The following is a 16,235-nucleotide window of genomic DNA, read 5'->3' on the forward strand; positions in this document are numbered from 1 at the left end:
CTGGTGCTAATCTGGTCAGGGCTCGCCCCCGTAGCTCAGCTGGTCAGAGCAGGGAACTCATAATTCTTTGGTCGCCGGTTCAAGTCCGGCCGGGGGCACCCCTGTGCGATCGCCCCGCAGCCCTCACCGCGGTGAGAGGTGTGGGGCTTCGTCGTCGCCCGACGCCGCGAATGAGGCTCGACCTCAGCTGTGCATCGGCGCACCGGTCTCGATCCAGGTTTTGAGGTTGGAGATGAGGACCAGGCTGCCGTGGTCGACCTGGCGGGCGGTCTCAGTGGACGGGTCGAGGTCGAAGTGTTCGATCGTCACCAGCGTGGATCTGCCGCGGGACTCGAGGGACCACACGAGGCGGAAAGAGGCCTCCGGAGCGACGGCGTCGTCCCAGACCGGAGAGAAGGTCATCTCCAGGCGGTGGCCGGGTTCGGTCGCGATGATCGTCCCCTCGGCGGCTGTTCGGCCGTCAGGGTAGGTGTACGCGGTGCCGGGCTCGAGTGACGAGTTGAGCGTCGTGGTGAAGTACCACGAGGAACTCTCCTCGGTCAGTGCGGTCCAGACCCGTTCGGGTGAGGCGTCGATGACGATGGCGTGGCGGTGCAGCGGTGTCGTGGTGCTCATGATCTCCGGTCTCCGTTCGGATGTGCTCTTCAGTTGGTTCAATGCCTGCCCCCACTCGAGGGCGTAGTCGTCGAGCCAGCGGTGTGCCAGCGCGACCAGCGGTGCGGCATTGAGATAGCAGTGGCGGATTCGCCCGGCTTTGTGCGAGGTGACCAATCCTGCGTCCTCGAGCACGCCCACGTGCTTGAGGACGGCATGGCGTCCGAGTGCGGGCAGGACCTGCCCGAGCTCGCTCACGCTCTGCCCGTCTCGGTCGTGGAGGGCGTCGAGAAGAGCGCGTCGACTCGGTTGGGAGAGCGCCAGGAGGACCTGGTCGTCATCGGAAGTCGCCACGGACGCAACAATAGGTGACTCATGAGTCACCTGTCTAGACCCGGCATGGACCCGATTCGCCAGGCAGCGACGTCGGCTGCGACCCCAGCCCGGGGAACCGCGAAGGCAATCGGTCTCCAGGAGAGAGCTCGATCATTAAATCTCTGCCTGATGATCATTCACAATGATTTGCTTTTCATTGAGGGCGTGGAGGTTCATGCTGAAAGGGAGCGAAAGTCGCTGCACAGGTGGGAGGAGTTGGTGATGATGGTGCTGCTGATTGTGGTCGGGATGATGATCGGTGTTCTCCTCGTCATCGGGCGGGCCGTGTGCCCCGCTGCCGAACGCCTCGCGTGGCACGACCTCGGGCTCGACGGATGGGTGGTCACCGCCGTGCGCGGCTGGGCCGCCGTCAGCGGTCTCTCGCGGTTGGAGACGATGACCGAGCAGATGCATCGCCGCCGCTCCTGACCGCGTTGAAGAACCGCGTGTCATCAGGCATTTCGCTACTTGGCTCACGTGTGTTTGTCGACTATCATGAGCGGAGTACCTCCTTTCGGATCGTAGGGGAAGACGTATCCGAGGTAGGAGGCACACATGGATATGACACAGGGCGTACTCTTCGTCCACTCAGCACCTCGCGCGCTCTGCCCGCACATCGAATGGGCAGCGGGCGGGGCGATCGGCGCACAGGCACGCTTCGACTGGTCACCCCAGCCGGCAGCTCCGGGCCTCGTGCGCGCCGAAGTCTGCTGGCGTGCACCGGCAGGTTCGGGCTCTCGCATCGCATCCGCACTTCGCGGATGGGACTCCCTGCGCTACGAAGTCACCGAGGAACCCTCGGCCGGTGTCGACGGCGGACGGTGGAGCCACACTCCTGACCTCGGCATCTACCACGCCGTGACCGACACCGTCGGCAACATCCTCGTGCCCGAAGACCGCATCCGCTCCGTTATGGAGCGTGCCGGCGGAGATCCCGCGAAGCTCGCCCACGAGATGGGCCTCGCCCTCGGCGAAGCGTGGGACGAAGAGCTCGACGCATTCCGCCACGCCGGTGAGGGTGCCCCCGTGCGCTGGCTGACGAAGGTCGGCTGACTCCGGCACACTCGCAGCGATTCCGCACCCCGACTGTGCGGCGACCCTGCAGGATGACCGGTGGGCGCGTCTCTGCCTCCGACGTGCCCATCGGTCTGCGCCTCATCGGCGACACAAGGAAGGGCCCCAGCCGAAGCTGGGGCCCTTCCTGGTGTCGCTGGACGTATGTCGGTCGATCACACGGACTTGAAGGCGACGACCGCGTTGTGTCCGCCGAATCCGAAGGAGTTCGACAGGGCGGCGATGTCACCGTCGGGCAGCTGTGCGGGAGTGTCCCGGACGATGTTGATCTTCACCTTGGGATCGACCTCGGTGATGTTCATCGTCGGAGGAGCGGTCCGCGTCTCGAGCGCCTTGACCGTGAAGATCGCCTCGACCGCCCCGGCACCGCCGAGGAGGTGACCGGTCATCGACTTCGTGCCGCTGACGAGCGTGTCGTCGACGGAGTCGCCGAGGAGCTCGGCGATGGCCACGGACTCGGGGATGTCACCGACCGGCGTCGACGTCGCATGCGCGTTGACGTGCTTGATGTCGGCAGGGGTGAGGCCGGCGGCCTCGAGCGCATCCTCCATCGCCTTGAGCGCGTACTTGCCCTCGGGCTCGTTGCCGGTGATGTGGTAGGCGTCGTTCGAGATGCCCCAGCTGGCCACCTCGGCGTAGATCTTCGCCCCGCGGGCCTTCGCGTGCTCCTCGGTCTCGAGGATGAGCGCGCCGGCGCCTTCGCCCATGACGAAGCCGTCACGGTCGACGTCGTAGGGCCGAGACGCGGTCTCGGGGGAATCCGTGCGACGCGAAAGCGCCTGCATCGAATTGAACGCCGCCAGGGTGATCGGGTGGATCGCGGCTTCGGATCCGCCGGCGATGACGATGTCGGCGTCGCCGTTCGCGATGAGGTCGTAGGCGTGACCGAGGCTCTCGGTCGACGACGCGCAGGCCGAGACCATCGTCTGCACACCGGCGCGCGCCTTGAACTCCATGCCGATCGCGGCAGCCGGGCCGTTGGGCATGAGCATCGGCACGGTCAGGGGCATGACGCTGCGCGGCCCTTCGTCCTTGAGCGTGTCCCACGCGTCGAGCAGCGTCCACACGCCGCCGATGCCGGTGGCCCAGGAGACGGCGGTGCGTTCGGGATCGGTCTCCTCGAGACCGGCGTCGGCCATGGCCTCACGGGCGGAGATGAGAGCGAACTGGCTCGAGGGGTCGAGGCGCTTGGCCTGCACCCGCTTGAGCTTCTCGGGCACGACCTCGGGGTCGACCGTCGCAGCGAAGTCGACGGTCAGGCCGTACTTCTCGGCCCAGTCGTTGTCGAGCGTGGACACGCCGGACTGACCGGCCAGCAGGGCCTGCCAGGTCTCATCGGCAGTGGCGCCCAAGGGGGTCACCGCACCAATCCCGGTGACGACAACTTTTGGTGTCATGGTGTAAACCTCGTCGATAGTGTGGGACACGGCCCGTCGGTGGACGGGCCGTGTGCGTCCTCAGATGTTCAGGCTTCTTGGGCCTTGTTGATGTAGTCGACGGCATCCTGGACGGTGACGAGGTCCTTGACGTCGTCGTCCGGGATCTTCACGCCGAACTTCTTCTCGGCGTTGACGACGATCGTCATCATGGAGATCGAGTCGATGTCGAGATCGTCGGTGAACGACTTGGAGGGCTCGACGGCCTCGACGGCCAGGCCGGTCTCTTCGTTGACGATCTCTGCCAGTCCGGAGAGGACTTCAGCTTCGGTGAATGCCATTTCTTTCCTACTTTCTAGTGACAACCGAGATGTCCCCGGTCGGATTGGAACGGTATCGACGAGTGTCCCGCCGAATATCTTAGGTCATTCGCGCGGTGATTTCGCCCGCGCCACGGGCGCTCAGGGCAGGCGAACGACCTGTGCGCCGTAGACGAGTCCGGCGCCGAATCCCATCTGAAGGGCGAGTCCGCCGCTGAGTTCGGGCTGTTCGCGCAGGAGACGTTCGGTGGCCAGCGGGATCGAGGCCGCCGAGGTGTTGCCGTTGTCGGCGATGTCACGGGCGATGACGACGGACTCGGGCAGACCCAGCTGCTTGGCGAGTTCGTCGATGATGCGCATGTTCGCCTGGTGGGGGATGAAGGCGGCGAGGTCGGAGGCTTCGACTCCGGATTCCTCGAGAGCCTTCTTCGCCACCTCGGCGCCGTCCCACACCGCCCAGCGGAAGACGGTGGGTCCGTCCTGGCGCAGGGTGGGGAACGGCAGGTCGCGGTCGTCGCGGACATCCATGAGGGATTCGGTCATCCGGATCGTCGACCAGTTCTCGCCCTTCGACCCCCACACGGTCTTCGAGATCCCCGGCTCATCGGCCGAGGTGACGACGACCGCGCCGGCCCCGTCGCCGAGGATGAAGGAGATCGAACGGTCGGTGGGATCGATGACGTCGGAGAGCTTCTCAGCGCCGATGACGAGGACGTTGTCCATCGTGCCGGCGCGCACGAGCGCATCGGCCTGGGCGATGCCGTAGCAGTAGCCGGCGCACGCGGCGCTGATGTCCCATGCGGGCACCGGTCCGGTGCCGATGCGGTCGGTGAGCGCAGCGGCGGCCGAGGGCGTGAAATAGGGGAAGGTCACCGTGGAGATGATGACGCCGCCGATGTCCTCGGGCTTGAGTCCCGCCGAGGCGATCGCCTCGAGGGCCGCTTCTTCGCACATCTCGAGCACGCCGACGTCCTTGCTGGCCCGGCGGCGGGTGACGATGCCGGTGCGCTGCCGGATCCACTCGTCCGAGGAGTTGATCGGACCGGCGATCTCGTCGTTGGTCACGAGGTTCTCGGCGCGGTAGGCGCCGATGCCGGCGATCTTCGAGAACCGGCCGGTCTGTGCGGTGTTGAGTGTGGGCATGGCGGTGGTCATCCTTCTTCTCCGGCGTTGGCCGCGGCGCCCGCATGGGCGGCCGCGAACTCACGCGCACCGTCGAGGTCGGCGGCTGACTTGATCGGGTAGGTCTCGACGCCCTTGAGCGCCCGGCGGGCGATGCCGGTGAGCGTGCCGCCGGGGACGAGCTCGATGAGCCCGGTGACGCCGAGGCGCTGCAGCGTCTCCTGGCAGAGGTCCCAGCGCACCGGGTTGGTCACCTGGGTGACGAGGAGGTCGACGTAGGCTGCACCGCTGTCGACGACGCTGCCGTCGGAATTCGTGAGGATCGGCAGGCTCGGATCGGTCACGGTCAGCTCGGTCGCGGTCTCCGTCAGCGCCGGCACAGCCGGAGCCATGTACTCGGTGTGGAACGCCCCGGCGACGGGCAGCGGGATGACCCGGGCGCGCTCGGGCGGGTTCTCCGCGAGGGTCTCGAGGTTCGTCAGTGCACCGGCGGCCACGGTCTGGCCGCCGCCGTTGACGTTGGCCGGTGCGGCACCGGCGGCATCGATCGCGGCGAGGACGTCCGCGGGCTCCCCGCCGACGACGGCGGACATCCCGGTCGGGGTGGCGGCTGCGGCCTCGGCCATGCCGGCGCCGCGCACAGCGACGAAGCGCATGGCATCGGCGGGAGTGAGGATGCCGGCGATCTGTGCGGCGGCGATCTCACCGACCGAGTGGCCGGCGACGACGTCGGGGGTGACGCCGAGCTCGGCGGCGCAGGCGATGGCCGCGGCGACGAGCAGCGGCTGCGCGAGCGCGGTGTCCTTGATCGTCTCGTCATCGGAGGTCGTGCCGTGTGCGCGCAGGTCGATGCCCGACGCGGCGGCGAGGTCATCGATCTGTGCTGAGAAGGTCTCGAGTTCGAGGAAGGACTCGAGGAAACCTGACTTCTGGGCGCCCTGACCTGGGCACGTGATCACTAGCACTGAGAATCTCTTTTCGTTCGACGTCGCTGTTCAATCTAACGGATGGTTGTCGGGCGTCATTGCGTTTTGTCGCCTTGCGACAATAGCCCGGCATCTGACAGTCGTCCGTACACCAATGCGATGTGGATGACGAAGGCGTCCCGGGAGACGGTGGGATCGAGCCCGATCGCCTCGGTGATCTTCCGCAGCCGGTACCGGACGGTGTTGGGGTGGACGGACAGCGCCTTCGCGGTGGCTTCGAGGGAGGAGCCGAACTCGACGTAGGCGCTCACCGTCTTGAGCAGCTGGCCGGTGCCCGAGGTCAGCGGCTCGTAGTAGCGGGAGATGAGTTCACCCAGGGCCACGGCGTCGCCGGCCAGAGCCCTCTCGGGCAGGAGCTCGTCGGCCTTGACCGGGCGCGGGGAGTCGGGTCGGGCGGTGGCGGCCTTGAGCGCCATGATCGCCGCCTTCGCCGAGGTGGCCGCCTCGGCGAGCGTCGGCACGCTGGGACCGACGATGACCTCGGAGGGGCCGAAGCAGTCCGAGAGGTCCTCGACTGCGGTGTCGAGGTCGCTGACGCCGCCGAGGACGAGGAGGAGGCGGTTGTCGTGGATGCCGACGAGGGCGTCCTCGGCCCATTTCCGGGCTTTGCGGCGGATGACCTCGATGCCCTTCTTCGCCGACCGCTGCGGGGCACGGCCGACGAGGACGGTGACCGGTTCCTCGGACTGCCACCCGAAGGCGGCAGTGCGGCTGGCGAGTTCGTCGACGGAGTCCCCGCGCACGAGGGCGTCGACGACCATCGCCTCGAGACGGGCGTCCCAGCTGCCGCGGGCCTCGGCGGCCCGGGCGTAGACGTCGGCTGCGGCGAACGCGATCTCGCGGGAGTAGATGAGCACGGCTTCGCGCAGCGCCGGCTGCTCGGCGGTGCGCGCGATGTCGGGCACGCGCTCCTCGACGACTTCGACGACGACCTTGAGCAGCTGGAGGGTCTGCTGGAGGCTGATGGCGCGGATGAGGTCGCGGGGCGCGGACTTGAAGATCTCGCTGACGACCCGCAGATCGGTGTCGGGCTGACGGTACCAGTCGATGAACGAGCTGATGCCCGACTGGGCGAGGAGCCCGACCCATGAACGATCCGATGGCGACATCGAGCGGTACCAGGGCAGCCGGGTGTCGAGCCGCTGCAGGGTCACGGTGGAGAGGACGCCGACGCCTGCGCGCAGTCGTCGACCCGTCTCCGCTCGCCGACGGAGAGTCTCAGTGTCGGAGGTCATGGACTCCAGCTTAAAGCCTGTTGGACAAAACGCTTGTGCGAAACGCACAAAAATCTGTCATCGGGAACAGAAATGGCCGGAGTCCTGTCGACTCCGGCCATCTCCGTCACTCAGCGTGTGCGGCTGCTCACCTGCTCAGGCTCACGCACCTGCACCTTCGGTCGAACCGGAGGCGCCCGCCCGAGGATCGTCGAGCTGGTACTTCTTCGCCGCCTCGGCGGCCTTGTCGATCGGGATCACTCCGGTGTCCGCAAGCGAGATGAGCGCCTGGGTCGCCATCGAGGGACCGTCGACGAGGTAGTACCGGCGCGCCGCGGGACGGGTGTCCGAGATCGCGTAGCCGTCGGTGCCCAGCGACGTGAAGTGATTGGGCACGTACTGCCGGATCTGGTCGGGCACGGCACGCATGAAGTCCGAGGTCGCGATGACCGGACCCGAGGCGTCGAGGAGCTTCTCGGTGACGAACGGGATCCGCGGCTCGGCCTCAGGGTCGAGCAGGCGCGCATCGTCGGCGGCGAGGCCGTCGCGGCGCAGCTCGGTCCACGAGGTCACCGACCACACGTCGGCGGACACGCCCCAGTCCTTCTCGAGGAGCTCCTGGGCTTCCAGGGCCCACGGCACACCGACGCCGGAGGCCATGAGCTGAACCTTCGGTCCTCCGTTGTCGGGCCCCTTCTTGAGCAGGTACATGCCCCGCAGCAGGCCGTCGACGTCGAGGTCCTCGGGTTCGGCCGGCTGGACCATCGGCTCGTTGTACATCGTCAGGTAGTAGAGGACGTTGGGGTCCCGGCCGTCGTCGGGCCCGTACATCCGGTTGAGTCCGTCCTTGACGATGTGGGAGATCTCGTAGACGTAGGCCGGGTCGTAGGAGATCACCGACGGGTACGTCGAGGAGAGCAGGTGCGAGTGACCGTCACCGTGCTGGAGTCCCTCGGCCACGAGCGTCGTGCGTCCCGCGGTGGCGCCGAGGACGAAGCCGCGGGCCATCTGGTCACCGGCGGCCCAGAAGAAGTCACCGGTGCGCTGGAACCCGAACATCGAGTAGAAGATGTAGAACGGGATCATCGGTTCGCCGTGGGTGGCGTACGAGGTGCCGACCGCGGTCAGGGCCGCCGTCGCCCCGGCCTCGTTGATGCCGACGTGGAGGAGCTGGCCGTCCATCGCCTCCTTGTAGGCGAGGAACAGGTCGCGGTCGACGGAGATGTAGTTCTGCCCGTGCGGGTTGTAGATCTTCGCCGTCGGGAAGAACGAGTCCATGCCGAAGGTGCGGGCCTCATCGGGGATGATCGGCACGATGCGCTTGCCGAACTCCTTGTCGCGCATGAGGTCCTTGAGGACGCGGACGAAGCCCATGGTCGTCGCGATCGTCTGCTTGCCGGAGCCGCGGCGTCCGGCCTCGTAGGCCTTGTCGCCGGGCAGGGCGAGGTCGACGTACGTGCTGCGCCGTTCGGGGGAGTACCCGCCGAGGTCGGCCCGCCGCTGCTGGAGGTACTTGATCTCCGGGGCGTCGGGGCCCGGGTGGTAGTACGGCGGCAGCTTCGGGTTCTCCTCGAGCTCCTTGTCGGAGATCGGGATCTGGAAGTGATCGCGGGCGAGCTTGAGGTCGTCGATCGTCATCTTCTTCATCTGGTGCGTCGCGTTGCGCGCCTCGAAGTGCGGACCGAGCGAGTAGCCCTTGACGGTCTTGACGAGGATGACGGTGGGCTGACCGGTGTGCTCGAACGCGGCCTTGTAGGCGGCGTAGACCTTGCGGTAGTCGTGGCCGCCGCGCTTGAGCTGCCAGATCTGCTCATCCGAGTAGTTCTCGACCATCGCCTTCGTCCGCGGATCGCGGCCGAAGAAGTTGTCGCGGACGAACCCGCCGGACTCGCCCTTGTAGGTCTGGTAGTCACCGTCGGGGGTCTCGTTCATGAGGTTGACGAGGGCGCCGTCGCGGTCCTTGGCCAGCAGCGCATCCCACTCGCGGCCCCAGACGACCTTGATGACGTTCCAGCCGGCCCCGCGGAAGTACGCTTCGAGCTCCTGGATGATCTTGCCGTTGCCGCGCACCGGTCCGTCGAGGCGCTGCAGGTTGCAGTTGATGACGAAGTTGAGGTTGTCGAGCTCCTCGTAGGCGGCGACGTGGAGCATGCCGCGGCTTTCGGGCTCGTCGAGCTCGCCGTCGCCGAGGAACGCCCACGTCTGCTGCTGCGAGGTGTCCTTGATCCCCCGATTGTGGAGGTACTTGTCGAACTGGGCCTGGGCGATCGCGTTCATCGGGCCGAGGCCCATCGAGACGGTCGGGTGCTCCCAGAAGTGCTCGAGCTGCCGCGGGTGCGGGTACGACGGAAGGCCGGCGGGCTTGCCGTCGATGAGGTGGGACTGCTGCTGACGGAATCCGTCGAGCTCCTCCTCGCTCATCCGTCCCTCGAGGAAGGCGCGGGCGTACATGCCGGGGGAGGCGTGTCCCTGATAGAAGATGTGGTCGCCGCCGCCGGGGTGGTCCTTGCCGCGGAAGAAGTGGTTGAGACCGACTTCGTAGAGAGTCGCCGAGGAGGCGTAGGTGGAGATGTGACCGCCGACCTCGATGCCGGGGCGCTGGGCGCGGTGGACGAGCATCGCGGCATTCCAGCGGTTCCACCGGCGGTAGCGGCGTTCGACCTCTTCGTCACCGGGGAACCACGGTTCGTTCTCAGGCCCGATCGTGTTGACGTAGTCGGTGGCGGTGAGGCTGGGCACGCCGATCTGCTTCTGGCGCGAGCGCTCGAGCATCCGCAGCATGACGTAGCGCGCACGCGAGCGCCCGCCTTCATCGATGAGGGAGTCGAGAGAGGCCAACCACTCCTCTGTCTCCTCTGGATCGATGTCAGGCACCTGGCTTGGCAGCCCGTTGAGTATCGGTCCGCCCTGATTGCGATTGTCCACAGTGTGGTCCTCTCTTCCCTCCGCGACCTGCATTGGTGGCGAAGTCGCGTTCTGCCGATGGAATGCGGTTCGGGTGATGACACTGAGCCCAGGGTCCACCGGATTCGATTCCAGCCTAGTACGCGGCGGCCGACTTCGCTCTGCCGTCTCCTGTGATCTGGATGACGACGACGGAATCCGCAGAACGGCCCGGCGAACGGGCGCGCCGACATTTGCCCCCGCCTGCAAATGGCGGAACAATGTGGGTATGAGCAACTCCGCTTCTGAAAGGACCTCTTCCACGTCGACCCTGCCGACCGAACTGGGACACAATCTCGGATTGGCAGCGGGGGACTATGTGCAAGAAATCGGCTACGACGACGACGTCGACCTCGATCTGTGCCAGGCGATCGAGACCATCATCGGAGAGAAGATCGCCGACGGCGACGTCGATGACGTATTCGACGTCATCCTCATGTGGTGGAGGTCCGACGACGACGACCTCATCGACGGGCTCGTCGACGCTCAGGTCACTCTCAAGGACGGAGGGGTCGTGTGGCTGCTCTCTCCCAAGGCCAACCGACCCGGCCACATCACTCCGGCAGAGATCTCCGAAGCGGCCCCGACCGCCGGCATGCACGTCACCTCGACCGTGTCCGCGGCCGAGGATTGGGCGGGCTTCCGCCTCGTCGGCAAGAAGAACTACTCATGAGCGCAGGCCGTCCATGATCCCCGGGCCCGGCGACCGGGCTCCCGACTTCTCCGTGACCGATCAGTTCGGCCGGACCATCACCCTCGCCGAGGCGACCGGCAGCTCCGTGGTCATCCTCGCGTTCCTGCCCTATGCCTTCTCCCCGGTGTGCGGCGACGAGATCCGCGCCCTGCAGGAGATCCAGGATGACGCCGATGCGGCAGGCGATGACCTCACCGTCATCGCGATCACCGCGGATGCGAAGTACACGCTGGCGGCGTGGGGTGCCGAACGGGGCGTGAATCTCTCGATCGGCTCGGACTTCTGGCCCCACGGTGCCGTGGCGCGTGCCTACGGCGTCTTCGACGAGGACCACGGAGTCGCCGAACGCGGTGTGTTCGTCATCACGAAAGCCGGTACGATCGAAAGCGGCCGCCAGGTCGCACGCACCGAGACCCGGGACTTCGCGATCGAGGCCCGCATCGCCGCCGGCATCGCCTGAGCCACCGGCAGCGCTGCGACCGCAGCACACCGGGCCGCTTTTCAGCCGCCCTCGACCGAGGAGGACCGCCATGGCCACGATCTTCACGAAGATCATCAACGGAGAGATCCCCGGAGCATTCGTCTACGAGGACGACCGGTGTGTCGCCTTCCTCGACGTCTCCCCGCTCACCGAGGGACATGCGATGGTCGTCCCGCGCGAGGAGATCTCGGCATGGACGGACCTCGACGACGACCTCCTCGATCACCTCATGAATGTCGCGAAGCGGATCGGCCGTGCTCAGGAGGCCGCGTTCGACTGCGAGCGGATCGGGATGATGATCGTCGGCTACGAGGTGCCCCACGTCCACATCCATGTGTGGCCGACGACGTCGATGGCCGATTTCGACATCTCCGACCGGGCCCCGATGCAGGACGCGCAGACGCTGGAAGGGCCCGCCGAGAGGATTCGGCAGGCCCTGTCCCAGCAGTCCTGAGCGTCAGTTCGCGTCGAGGTAGGACACGAGCGCGGCGCGGACGAACTCCGCACCCTGCTCACCGCCGTAGTTCGCGGCGAACCGTGGGTCGGCGACGTACATCTCCGCGAGTCCTCGAACGTAGCCGTCGGTGTCACCGTCGGGATCGGCGGCCGGGGTCCCGGGGACCGAGGACAGCCACTCGATGTAACGGCGGGACAGATCCCGCGCCTCGGGCGAATCCGGGTCGACACCCGCCTCGGCGGCTTGGGACCATTCGGCGGCAAGGTCGCGGACACGGACCTGCCAGCCGGCGCGCTCGTCGTCGTTCATCCCATTCCACCATTTCTCCGAGGTCTCGTAGGCGGCATCACCCCACCGCTGCCGGACCTCGTCTTCGTGCTCTCGATGGTCGAAGCCATCGAACATCTCCTCCGCCATGAGCGGTTCACCTGCTCTCAGTCGTGTCATCGTCGCGGTGACGGCGGCGATCTGCCGCTCCAGGCGCGCTCGCTCGCGTCCGAGCTCGCGCACGTGCTCCTCGAGGGCGGTGATCGGATCCGCGGTGGTCTCGAGCACCTCGGCGATCCGACCCAGCGGCAGGCCGAGCTCCCGCAGGAGGAGAATCCTCTGCAGGCGGACGAGGGCGTCCTCGTCGTAGTGTCGGCTGCCACCGGCTGCCCTCGACGACGGAGACAGCAGGCCGATCGCGTCGTAGTGACGCAGAGTCCGGCTCGTCGTGCCCGTCAGTCGCGCTGTTTCCTGTATGGACCAGTCCATGGGAATCAGCGTAGAAGTTGACGTCGCGTCAATGTCAACACCCCGTCAAGCGCGGCAACGGCGTTAGTGGTCACAGAACCGAGGGATGTGCGCGAACTCGGCTCCATTGCCTCGGGTCTGTGACTGCGAACGCCTGCTCACGCGGCGGCGCGGACGGCGTCGAGGGCGGTGAAGAGGTCCTCGGCGAGGTCGTCGACGTGTTCGAGGCCGACGGAGAGGCGCACGAGTCCGTCGCCGGGCTTGGCCTCGGAGGCGACGGGACGGTGGGTCAGCGACGCGGGGTGCTGGATGAGGGTGTCGGCGCCGCCGAGGGAGACGGCATGGACGACGAGGCGGCAGTTCTCGACGAAGGTGCGGGCCGCCTCGAAGCCGCCGGCGATGTCGAGGGCGATCATCGCGCCGGGGCCGGCCATCTGCCGACCGAGCAGACCGTGCGGATCCTGCCCCTCGAGTCCGGGATAGCGGACCGCGGCGATCGCCGGATGGGCGCTGAGGCGCTCGGCCAGCTGCGTCGCGGTCGCCTGGGCGGCGCGCATCCGCACCCCGAGCGTGCGCAGTCCGCGATGGAGGAGGTAGGCGCCCATCGGATGGAGCAGGGCGCCGGTGATCGCGCGGACCTGACGCAAGCGGGTCGCCCACTGCGAGTTCGTCGCGATGATCCCGCCCATCGCATCGCCGTGGCCGCCGATGTACTTCGTCGCACTGTGGAGGACGAGGACGGCGCCGTGCCGGATCGGGCGCTGGAGAACGGGCGTGGAGAAGGTGTTGTCGACGAGGACGGGCACAGCGCCCGCCGCCGCGACGACAGCGTCGAGGTCGACGAGGTCGAGGCTCGGGTTCGCTGGGGTCTCGACGATGACGAGACCGGTGTCGTCCCGCACGGCCGAGGTGATGCCCTCCGGCGTCGTCCACGTCACCGTGGTGCCGAGCAGACCGGAGTCGAGCAGATGGTCGCTGCCGCCGTAGAGCGGACGGACGGCGACGATGTGCGGGGTCCCGGCGCTGACCGCGGCGAGCAGTGCCGCCGTCAGGGCCGCCATGCCAGTGGCGAAGGCCACGGCCTCCTCGGCGTGTTCGAGATCGGCGAGGGCGGATTCGAAGCGGGCGACGCCGGGCTGCCACAGACGCTGGTAGACGGCGGAGTCGCCTTCGCGCAGGGGATGGCCGGTGGCGAGCCATTCATACGATTCGCCGCCGGTGTCGATGTCGCCGACCGGGTTCGTCGTCGAGAGATCGATCGCGGGAACATGGACGCCCGCCTCGGTGAGGCCGTCCATGCCGCCGTGGACCATGAGGGTTTCGGGGTGAAGGGGTGATTCGGGGTGAAGAGAGGTCATGGCGGAATTCAATCGGGTTTCTCTCAACGACCGCAAGGAATCATCAAGGATCTTCTGCATTCGACCCTGTTCCGGCAGGATCCTTGACGAAGTGAACAGTGACGTGACGCGCGCCGCAGGATCTGCCGTCGGTGCGTCTCGCCTCGGTGCGCGGGTGCCGGGGAGCTGAGAGGAGCCTCTGCGTGGTGGTCATGCCTTGACCGGGCCACCCGATGTGCCTAAGCTCATTGAACATAATCATTATGGTTAATATCACATGATGACCCAACTCGAGGAGGAGTTGCCCCATGGTTGATGTCGATGTCATTCAGGTCGGATTCGGTCCCGTCGGACAAGTGCACGCAGCACTGCTCGGGGCGCAGGGACACACGGTCGCGGCCTTCGACAAATGGCCGGGAACCTACCCGCTGCCGCGCGCCGGACATCTCGATCACGAGATCATGCGGATCCTCCAGGGCATCGGCGCGACCGACGCCTTCCGGCTCCAGGCGATTCCGATTCCCGACTACGACTGGGTGAATGCGGCGGGGGAGCTGCTGCTGCGGATCGACTGGAATGCTCCGACGCCGTCGGGCTGGAAGTCGGACTACCTGTTCTACCAGCCGGAGCTCGAGGCGGCCGTGCTCGACGCGGTCGGCAGACATCCCAGTGTCACCGTCGAACTCGGGTGGGAGGCCGTCGAGGTGACCAACCATCCCGACCATGTCGAGGTGCGCGTGCGCGAGGTCGAGAAGACCGAGGCGGGCCTCACTCCTACCGGCAACGAGAAGACGGTCACCGGTCGCTACCTCATCGGTGCCGACGGCGCGAACTCCCTTGTCCGCCGGCAGGTCGGCATCGAATGGGAGGATCTCGGCTTCGAGGAGGACTGGCTCGTCACCGACATCGAACCCCATGATCGCGATATGGTCATCGACATGCCCGACGCCGGGCAGATCTGCGACCCGGAGCGTCCGGTCTCCCTCTTCCGCTGGCTGGGGCGGCACACGGCGCGCTGGGAGTTCATGCTGCTCGACGATGAGAGCCCCGAGGACATGGCGAAGGAGGAGACGATCTGGTCGCTGCTGTCGCGATGGGGGCTGAGTGCGGACAACGCGTCGATCGTGCGGAAGAAGGTCTACGGCTTCCGCTCGCTCATCGCCTCGACGTTCCGCCGGGATCGCACACTGCTCATCGGCGATTCCGCCCATCTCATGCCGCCGTTCATGGGGCAGGGGCTGTCCTCGGGCCTCCGCGACGCCGTCAATCTCGCATGGAAGCTCGACCTTGTGCTCTCCGCGCGGGCCGGTGACGATCTGCTCGACGCCTACACCGTCGAACGGCGCCCTCATGCCCGGGCCTACATCGAGGCGTCGATGGCGCTCGGCCGGGTGGTCTGCATGAAGGATCCGGATGAGGTCGCGGCCCGTGATGCCGCATTCCTCGCCGGGGAGGTCCCGCCGCCGGTCCTGCCGTGGCTGTATGAGGGGGTCCTCGACGGCGGTGAGAGCACCGAGGTGATCGGACGTCTCGGTCTGCAGGCCAGGGTGGAGGCGCAGGGCCGGGACGGCCTGGCCGACGATGTCATCGGCACAGGGTGGACGCTGCTGTCCTCCCGCGGTGACTATCTTGACGACCTCACCGCCGAGCAGCGGGCGATCATCGATGCGCTGGGCATGGTCCACGCCCATGTCAGTCGGGCCGAACTCGATTCGGCACACAGCGTCGTCGACGTCGACGCCGACTACTCCCGCTGGTTCCGCGACATCGGCTCACCGATCGTCATCGTGCGACCCGACTACTACGTCTTCGGTCATGCCGCGAACTCCGCGGAGCTCGGCGCACTCCTTGACCGTCTCGCCGAGCGGGCCTCACTCACCATGTCCCCTGCGGCGGACGCCGTCCACGACAAAGCCGCCGCGCAGGTCTGAGCGGCCAGCAGCTCCGGGCGCTGGGCACGCGCGGATCGTCGATGGGATGGGAGCTGGCGCGCCCGAGTGCGTAGACTCTCCGAGACGGATCAGTTGAGGGGAGCGGGCACCGTGTCGCAGAAGATCGAACTCGATGACATCGACCGGCGTCTGCTCTCGGCCCTGAGCGAGAATGCCCGCGCGTCGGGTGCTGCTCTGGCCGCGGAGGTCGGGATCTCGGAGTCGACGGTGTCGCTGCGGCTCAAGCGTCTGCGCTCGAGCGGCGTCATCCGCGGCTACAGCGTCGACATCGACACCTCGGCGCTCGGAATTCCGCTCCAGGCGCTCATCTCGATCCGCCTCGCCCAGCACGACCGGGCGCAGATCGACGCCTTCACCGCCGCGGCGCCGAAGTTCCCCGGCGTCGTGCGGATGTACCACATGGCCGGCGCCGACGACTATCTCCTCCACATCGTCGCCCCCGACACCGAGGCGGTCCAGGCCTTCGTCCTCGACTACCTCACCCGGTACCCGGCGGTCGCCCACACGCGGACGAACCTCATCTATCGCGTCGAGGACGGCACGGACTGGCTGCCGGAGAGCTGAGCACTGACAGG

16 protein-coding genes and 1 tRNA gene are annotated in these 16,235 nt (G+C 67.1%); 8 read left to right on the forward strand and 9 right to left on the reverse strand.

What is annotated here, in order from left to right:
• Nucleotides 1-24: 24 nt before the first annotated feature.
• Nucleotides 25-98, forward strand: a tRNA-Ile gene (locus FFS20_RS08865).
• Between the two features lie 85 nt (nt 99-183).
• On the opposite strand, the gene FFS20_RS08870 is transcribed toward FFS20_RS08865, so the two are convergent.
• Complete coding sequence (locus tag FFS20_RS08870; RefSeq protein WP_137825488.1) at nt 184-948, reverse strand: SRPBCC domain-containing protein; 765 nt, start codon at nt 946-948, stop codon at nt 184-186.
• A 150-nt stretch (nt 949-1,098) separates the two neighbouring features.
• On the opposite strand from FFS20_RS08870, the gene FFS20_RS08875 reads away from it, so the two are divergent.
• Nucleotides 1,099-1,398, forward strand: coding sequence for a hypothetical protein (locus tag FFS20_RS08875; protein ID WP_137825489.1), 300 nt, complete (start codon nt 1,099-1,101; stop codon nt 1,396-1,398).
• 132 nt (nt 1,399-1,530) lie between these two features.
• Nucleotides 1,531-2,022: a DUF3145 domain-containing protein gene (locus FFS20_RS08880; RefSeq protein ID WP_137825527.1), complete on the forward strand. Its 492-nt coding sequence runs from the start codon at nt 1,531-1,533 to the stop codon at nt 2,020-2,022.
• 176 nt (nt 2,023-2,198) lie between these two features.
• On the opposite strand, the gene FFS20_RS08885 is transcribed toward FFS20_RS08880, so the two are convergent.
• The 6 genes from FFS20_RS08885 to aceE form a co-directional block, all read right to left on the reverse strand.
• The gene (locus FFS20_RS08885) at nt 2,199-3,440 is read right to left on the reverse strand and encodes a beta-ketoacyl-[acyl-carrier-protein] synthase family protein (RefSeq protein ID WP_137825490.1); all 1,242 of its coding nucleotides are present in this window, start codon (nt 3,438-3,440) and stop codon (nt 2,199-2,201) included.
• Between the two features lie 68 nt (nt 3,441-3,508).
• Entirely contained in the window at nt 3,509-3,760 is a 252-nt protein-coding gene (locus FFS20_RS08890; RefSeq protein WP_137825491.1) for an acyl carrier protein, read from the reverse strand.
• A gap of 120 nt (nt 3,761-3,880) precedes the next feature.
• Nucleotides 3,881-4,882 (reverse strand): beta-ketoacyl-ACP synthase III, encoded by a 1,002-nt coding sequence (locus tag FFS20_RS08895; protein ID WP_137825492.1) that lies wholly within the window; start codon nt 4,880-4,882, stop codon nt 3,881-3,883.
• An 8-nt stretch (nt 4,883-4,890) separates the two neighbouring features.
• Nucleotides 4,891-5,826, reverse strand: a complete 936-nt coding sequence (locus tag FFS20_RS08900) for an ACP S-malonyltransferase (RefSeq protein WP_137825493.1) — start codon at nt 5,824-5,826, stop codon at nt 4,891-4,893.
• A gap of 56 nt (nt 5,827-5,882) precedes the next feature.
• Nucleotides 5,883-7,082 (reverse strand): helix-turn-helix domain-containing protein, encoded by a 1,200-nt coding sequence (locus tag FFS20_RS08905; RefSeq protein WP_137825494.1) that lies wholly within the window; start codon nt 7,080-7,082, stop codon nt 5,883-5,885.
• Between the two features lie 141 nt (nt 7,083-7,223).
• A complete protein-coding gene (gene aceE, locus FFS20_RS08910) occupies nt 7,224-10,019 on the reverse strand; it encodes a pyruvate dehydrogenase (acetyl-transferring), homodimeric type (RefSeq protein ID WP_249356750.1) in 2,796 nt (931 codons plus the stop codon).
• A 286-nt stretch (nt 10,020-10,305) separates the two neighbouring features.
• Here aceE and FFS20_RS08915 point away from each other — a divergent pair, with 286 nt between their 5' ends.
• The 3 genes from FFS20_RS08915 (at nt 10,306) to FFS20_RS08925 (ending at nt 11,633) form a co-directional block, all read left to right on the forward strand.
• Nucleotides 10,306-10,677, forward strand: a complete 372-nt coding sequence (locus FFS20_RS08915) for a DUF3052 domain-containing protein (RefSeq protein ID WP_137825496.1) — start codon at nt 10,306-10,308, stop codon at nt 10,675-10,677.
• A 13-nt stretch (nt 10,678-10,690) separates the two neighbouring features.
• Nucleotides 10,691-11,158 carry a redoxin domain-containing protein gene (locus FFS20_RS08920; protein WP_137825497.1) on the forward strand — a complete coding sequence of 156 codons (468 nt, stop codon included), beginning with the start codon at nt 10,691-10,693 and terminating at the stop codon, nt 11,156-11,158.
• A gap of 70 nt (nt 11,159-11,228) precedes the next feature.
• On the forward strand, nt 11,229-11,633 hold the full coding sequence (locus FFS20_RS08925) for an HIT family protein (protein ID WP_137825498.1): 405 nt from the start codon (nt 11,229-11,231) through the stop codon (nt 11,631-11,633).
• 3 nt (nt 11,634-11,636) lie between these two features.
• Here FFS20_RS08925 and FFS20_RS08930 read toward each other — a convergent pair whose 3' ends face one another.
• Nucleotides 11,637-12,392 carry a MerR family transcriptional regulator gene (locus FFS20_RS08930; RefSeq protein ID WP_137825499.1) on the reverse strand — a complete coding sequence of 252 codons (756 nt, stop codon included), beginning with the start codon at nt 12,390-12,392 and terminating at the stop codon, nt 11,637-11,639.
• Between the two features lie 137 nt (nt 12,393-12,529).
• Entirely contained in the window at nt 12,530-13,729 is a 1,200-nt protein-coding gene (locus tag FFS20_RS08935; protein ID WP_137825500.1) for a PLP-dependent transferase, read from the reverse strand.
• 287 nt (nt 13,730-14,016) lie between these two features.
• On the opposite strand from FFS20_RS08935, the gene FFS20_RS08940 reads away from it, so the two are divergent.
• Both FFS20_RS08940 and FFS20_RS08945 read left to right on the forward strand, forming a co-directional pair.
• Nucleotides 14,017-15,639 (forward strand): bifunctional 3-(3-hydroxy-phenyl)propionate/3-hydroxycinnamic acid hydroxylase, encoded by a 1,623-nt coding sequence (locus tag FFS20_RS08940; protein WP_137825501.1) that lies wholly within the window; start codon nt 14,017-14,019, stop codon nt 15,637-15,639.
• Nucleotides 15,640-15,750: 111 nt separating this feature from the next.
• Nucleotides 15,751-16,224 carry an Lrp/AsnC family transcriptional regulator gene (locus tag FFS20_RS08945; RefSeq protein ID WP_137825502.1) on the forward strand — a complete coding sequence of 158 codons (474 nt, stop codon included), beginning with the start codon at nt 15,751-15,753 and terminating at the stop codon, nt 16,222-16,224.
• Nucleotides 16,225-16,235 lie beyond the last annotated feature (11 nt).

Source organism: Brevibacterium sp. 2SA (assembly GCF_005502845.1).
In the GTDB taxonomy this organism is placed as follows: Bacteria; Actinomycetota; Actinomycetes; order Actinomycetales; family Brevibacteriaceae; genus Brevibacterium.

Bases quoted from the DNA above. Each gene is read 5' to 3' on its own strand.
- FFS20_RS08875 (WP_137825489.1), top strand. From the start codon at position 1,099: ATGATCATTCACAATGATTTGCTTTTCATTGAGGGCGTGGAGGTTCAT.
- FFS20_RS08880 (WP_137825527.1), top strand. From the start codon at position 1,531: ATGACACAGGGCGTACTCTTCGTCCACTCAGCACCTCGCGCGCTCTGC.
- FFS20_RS08885 (WP_137825490.1), bottom strand. From the start codon at position 3,440: ATGACACCAAAAGTTGTCGTCACCGGGATTGGTGCGGTGACCCCCTTG.
- FFS20_RS08890 (WP_137825491.1), bottom strand. From the start codon at position 3,760: ATGGCATTCACCGAAGCTGAAGTCCTCTCCGGACTGGCAGAGATCGTC.
- FFS20_RS08895 (WP_137825492.1), bottom strand. From the start codon at position 4,882: ATGCCCACACTCAACACCGCACAGACCGGCCGGTTCTCGAAGATCGCC.
- FFS20_RS08905 (WP_137825494.1), bottom strand. From the start codon at position 7,082: ATGACCTCCGACACTGAGACTCTCCGTCGGCGAGCGGAGACGGGTCGA.
- aceE (WP_249356750.1), bottom strand. From the start codon at position 10,019: ATGCAGGTCGCGGAGGGAAGAGAGGACCACACTGTGGACAATCGCAAT.
- FFS20_RS08920 (WP_137825497.1), top strand. From the start codon at position 10,691: ATGATCCCCGGGCCCGGCGACCGGGCTCCCGACTTCTCCGTGACCGAT.
- FFS20_RS08925 (WP_137825498.1), top strand. From the start codon at position 11,229: ATGGCCACGATCTTCACGAAGATCATCAACGGAGAGATCCCCGGAGCA.
- FFS20_RS08930 (WP_137825499.1), bottom strand. From the start codon at position 12,392: ATGGACTGGTCCATACAGGAAACAGCGCGACTGACGGGCACGACGAGC.
- FFS20_RS08935 (WP_137825500.1), bottom strand. From the start codon at position 13,729: ATGACCTCTCTTCACCCCGAATCACCCCTTCACCCCGAAACCCTCATG.
- FFS20_RS08940 (WP_137825501.1), top strand. From the start codon at position 14,017: ATGGTTGATGTCGATGTCATTCAGGTCGGATTCGGTCCCGTCGGACAA.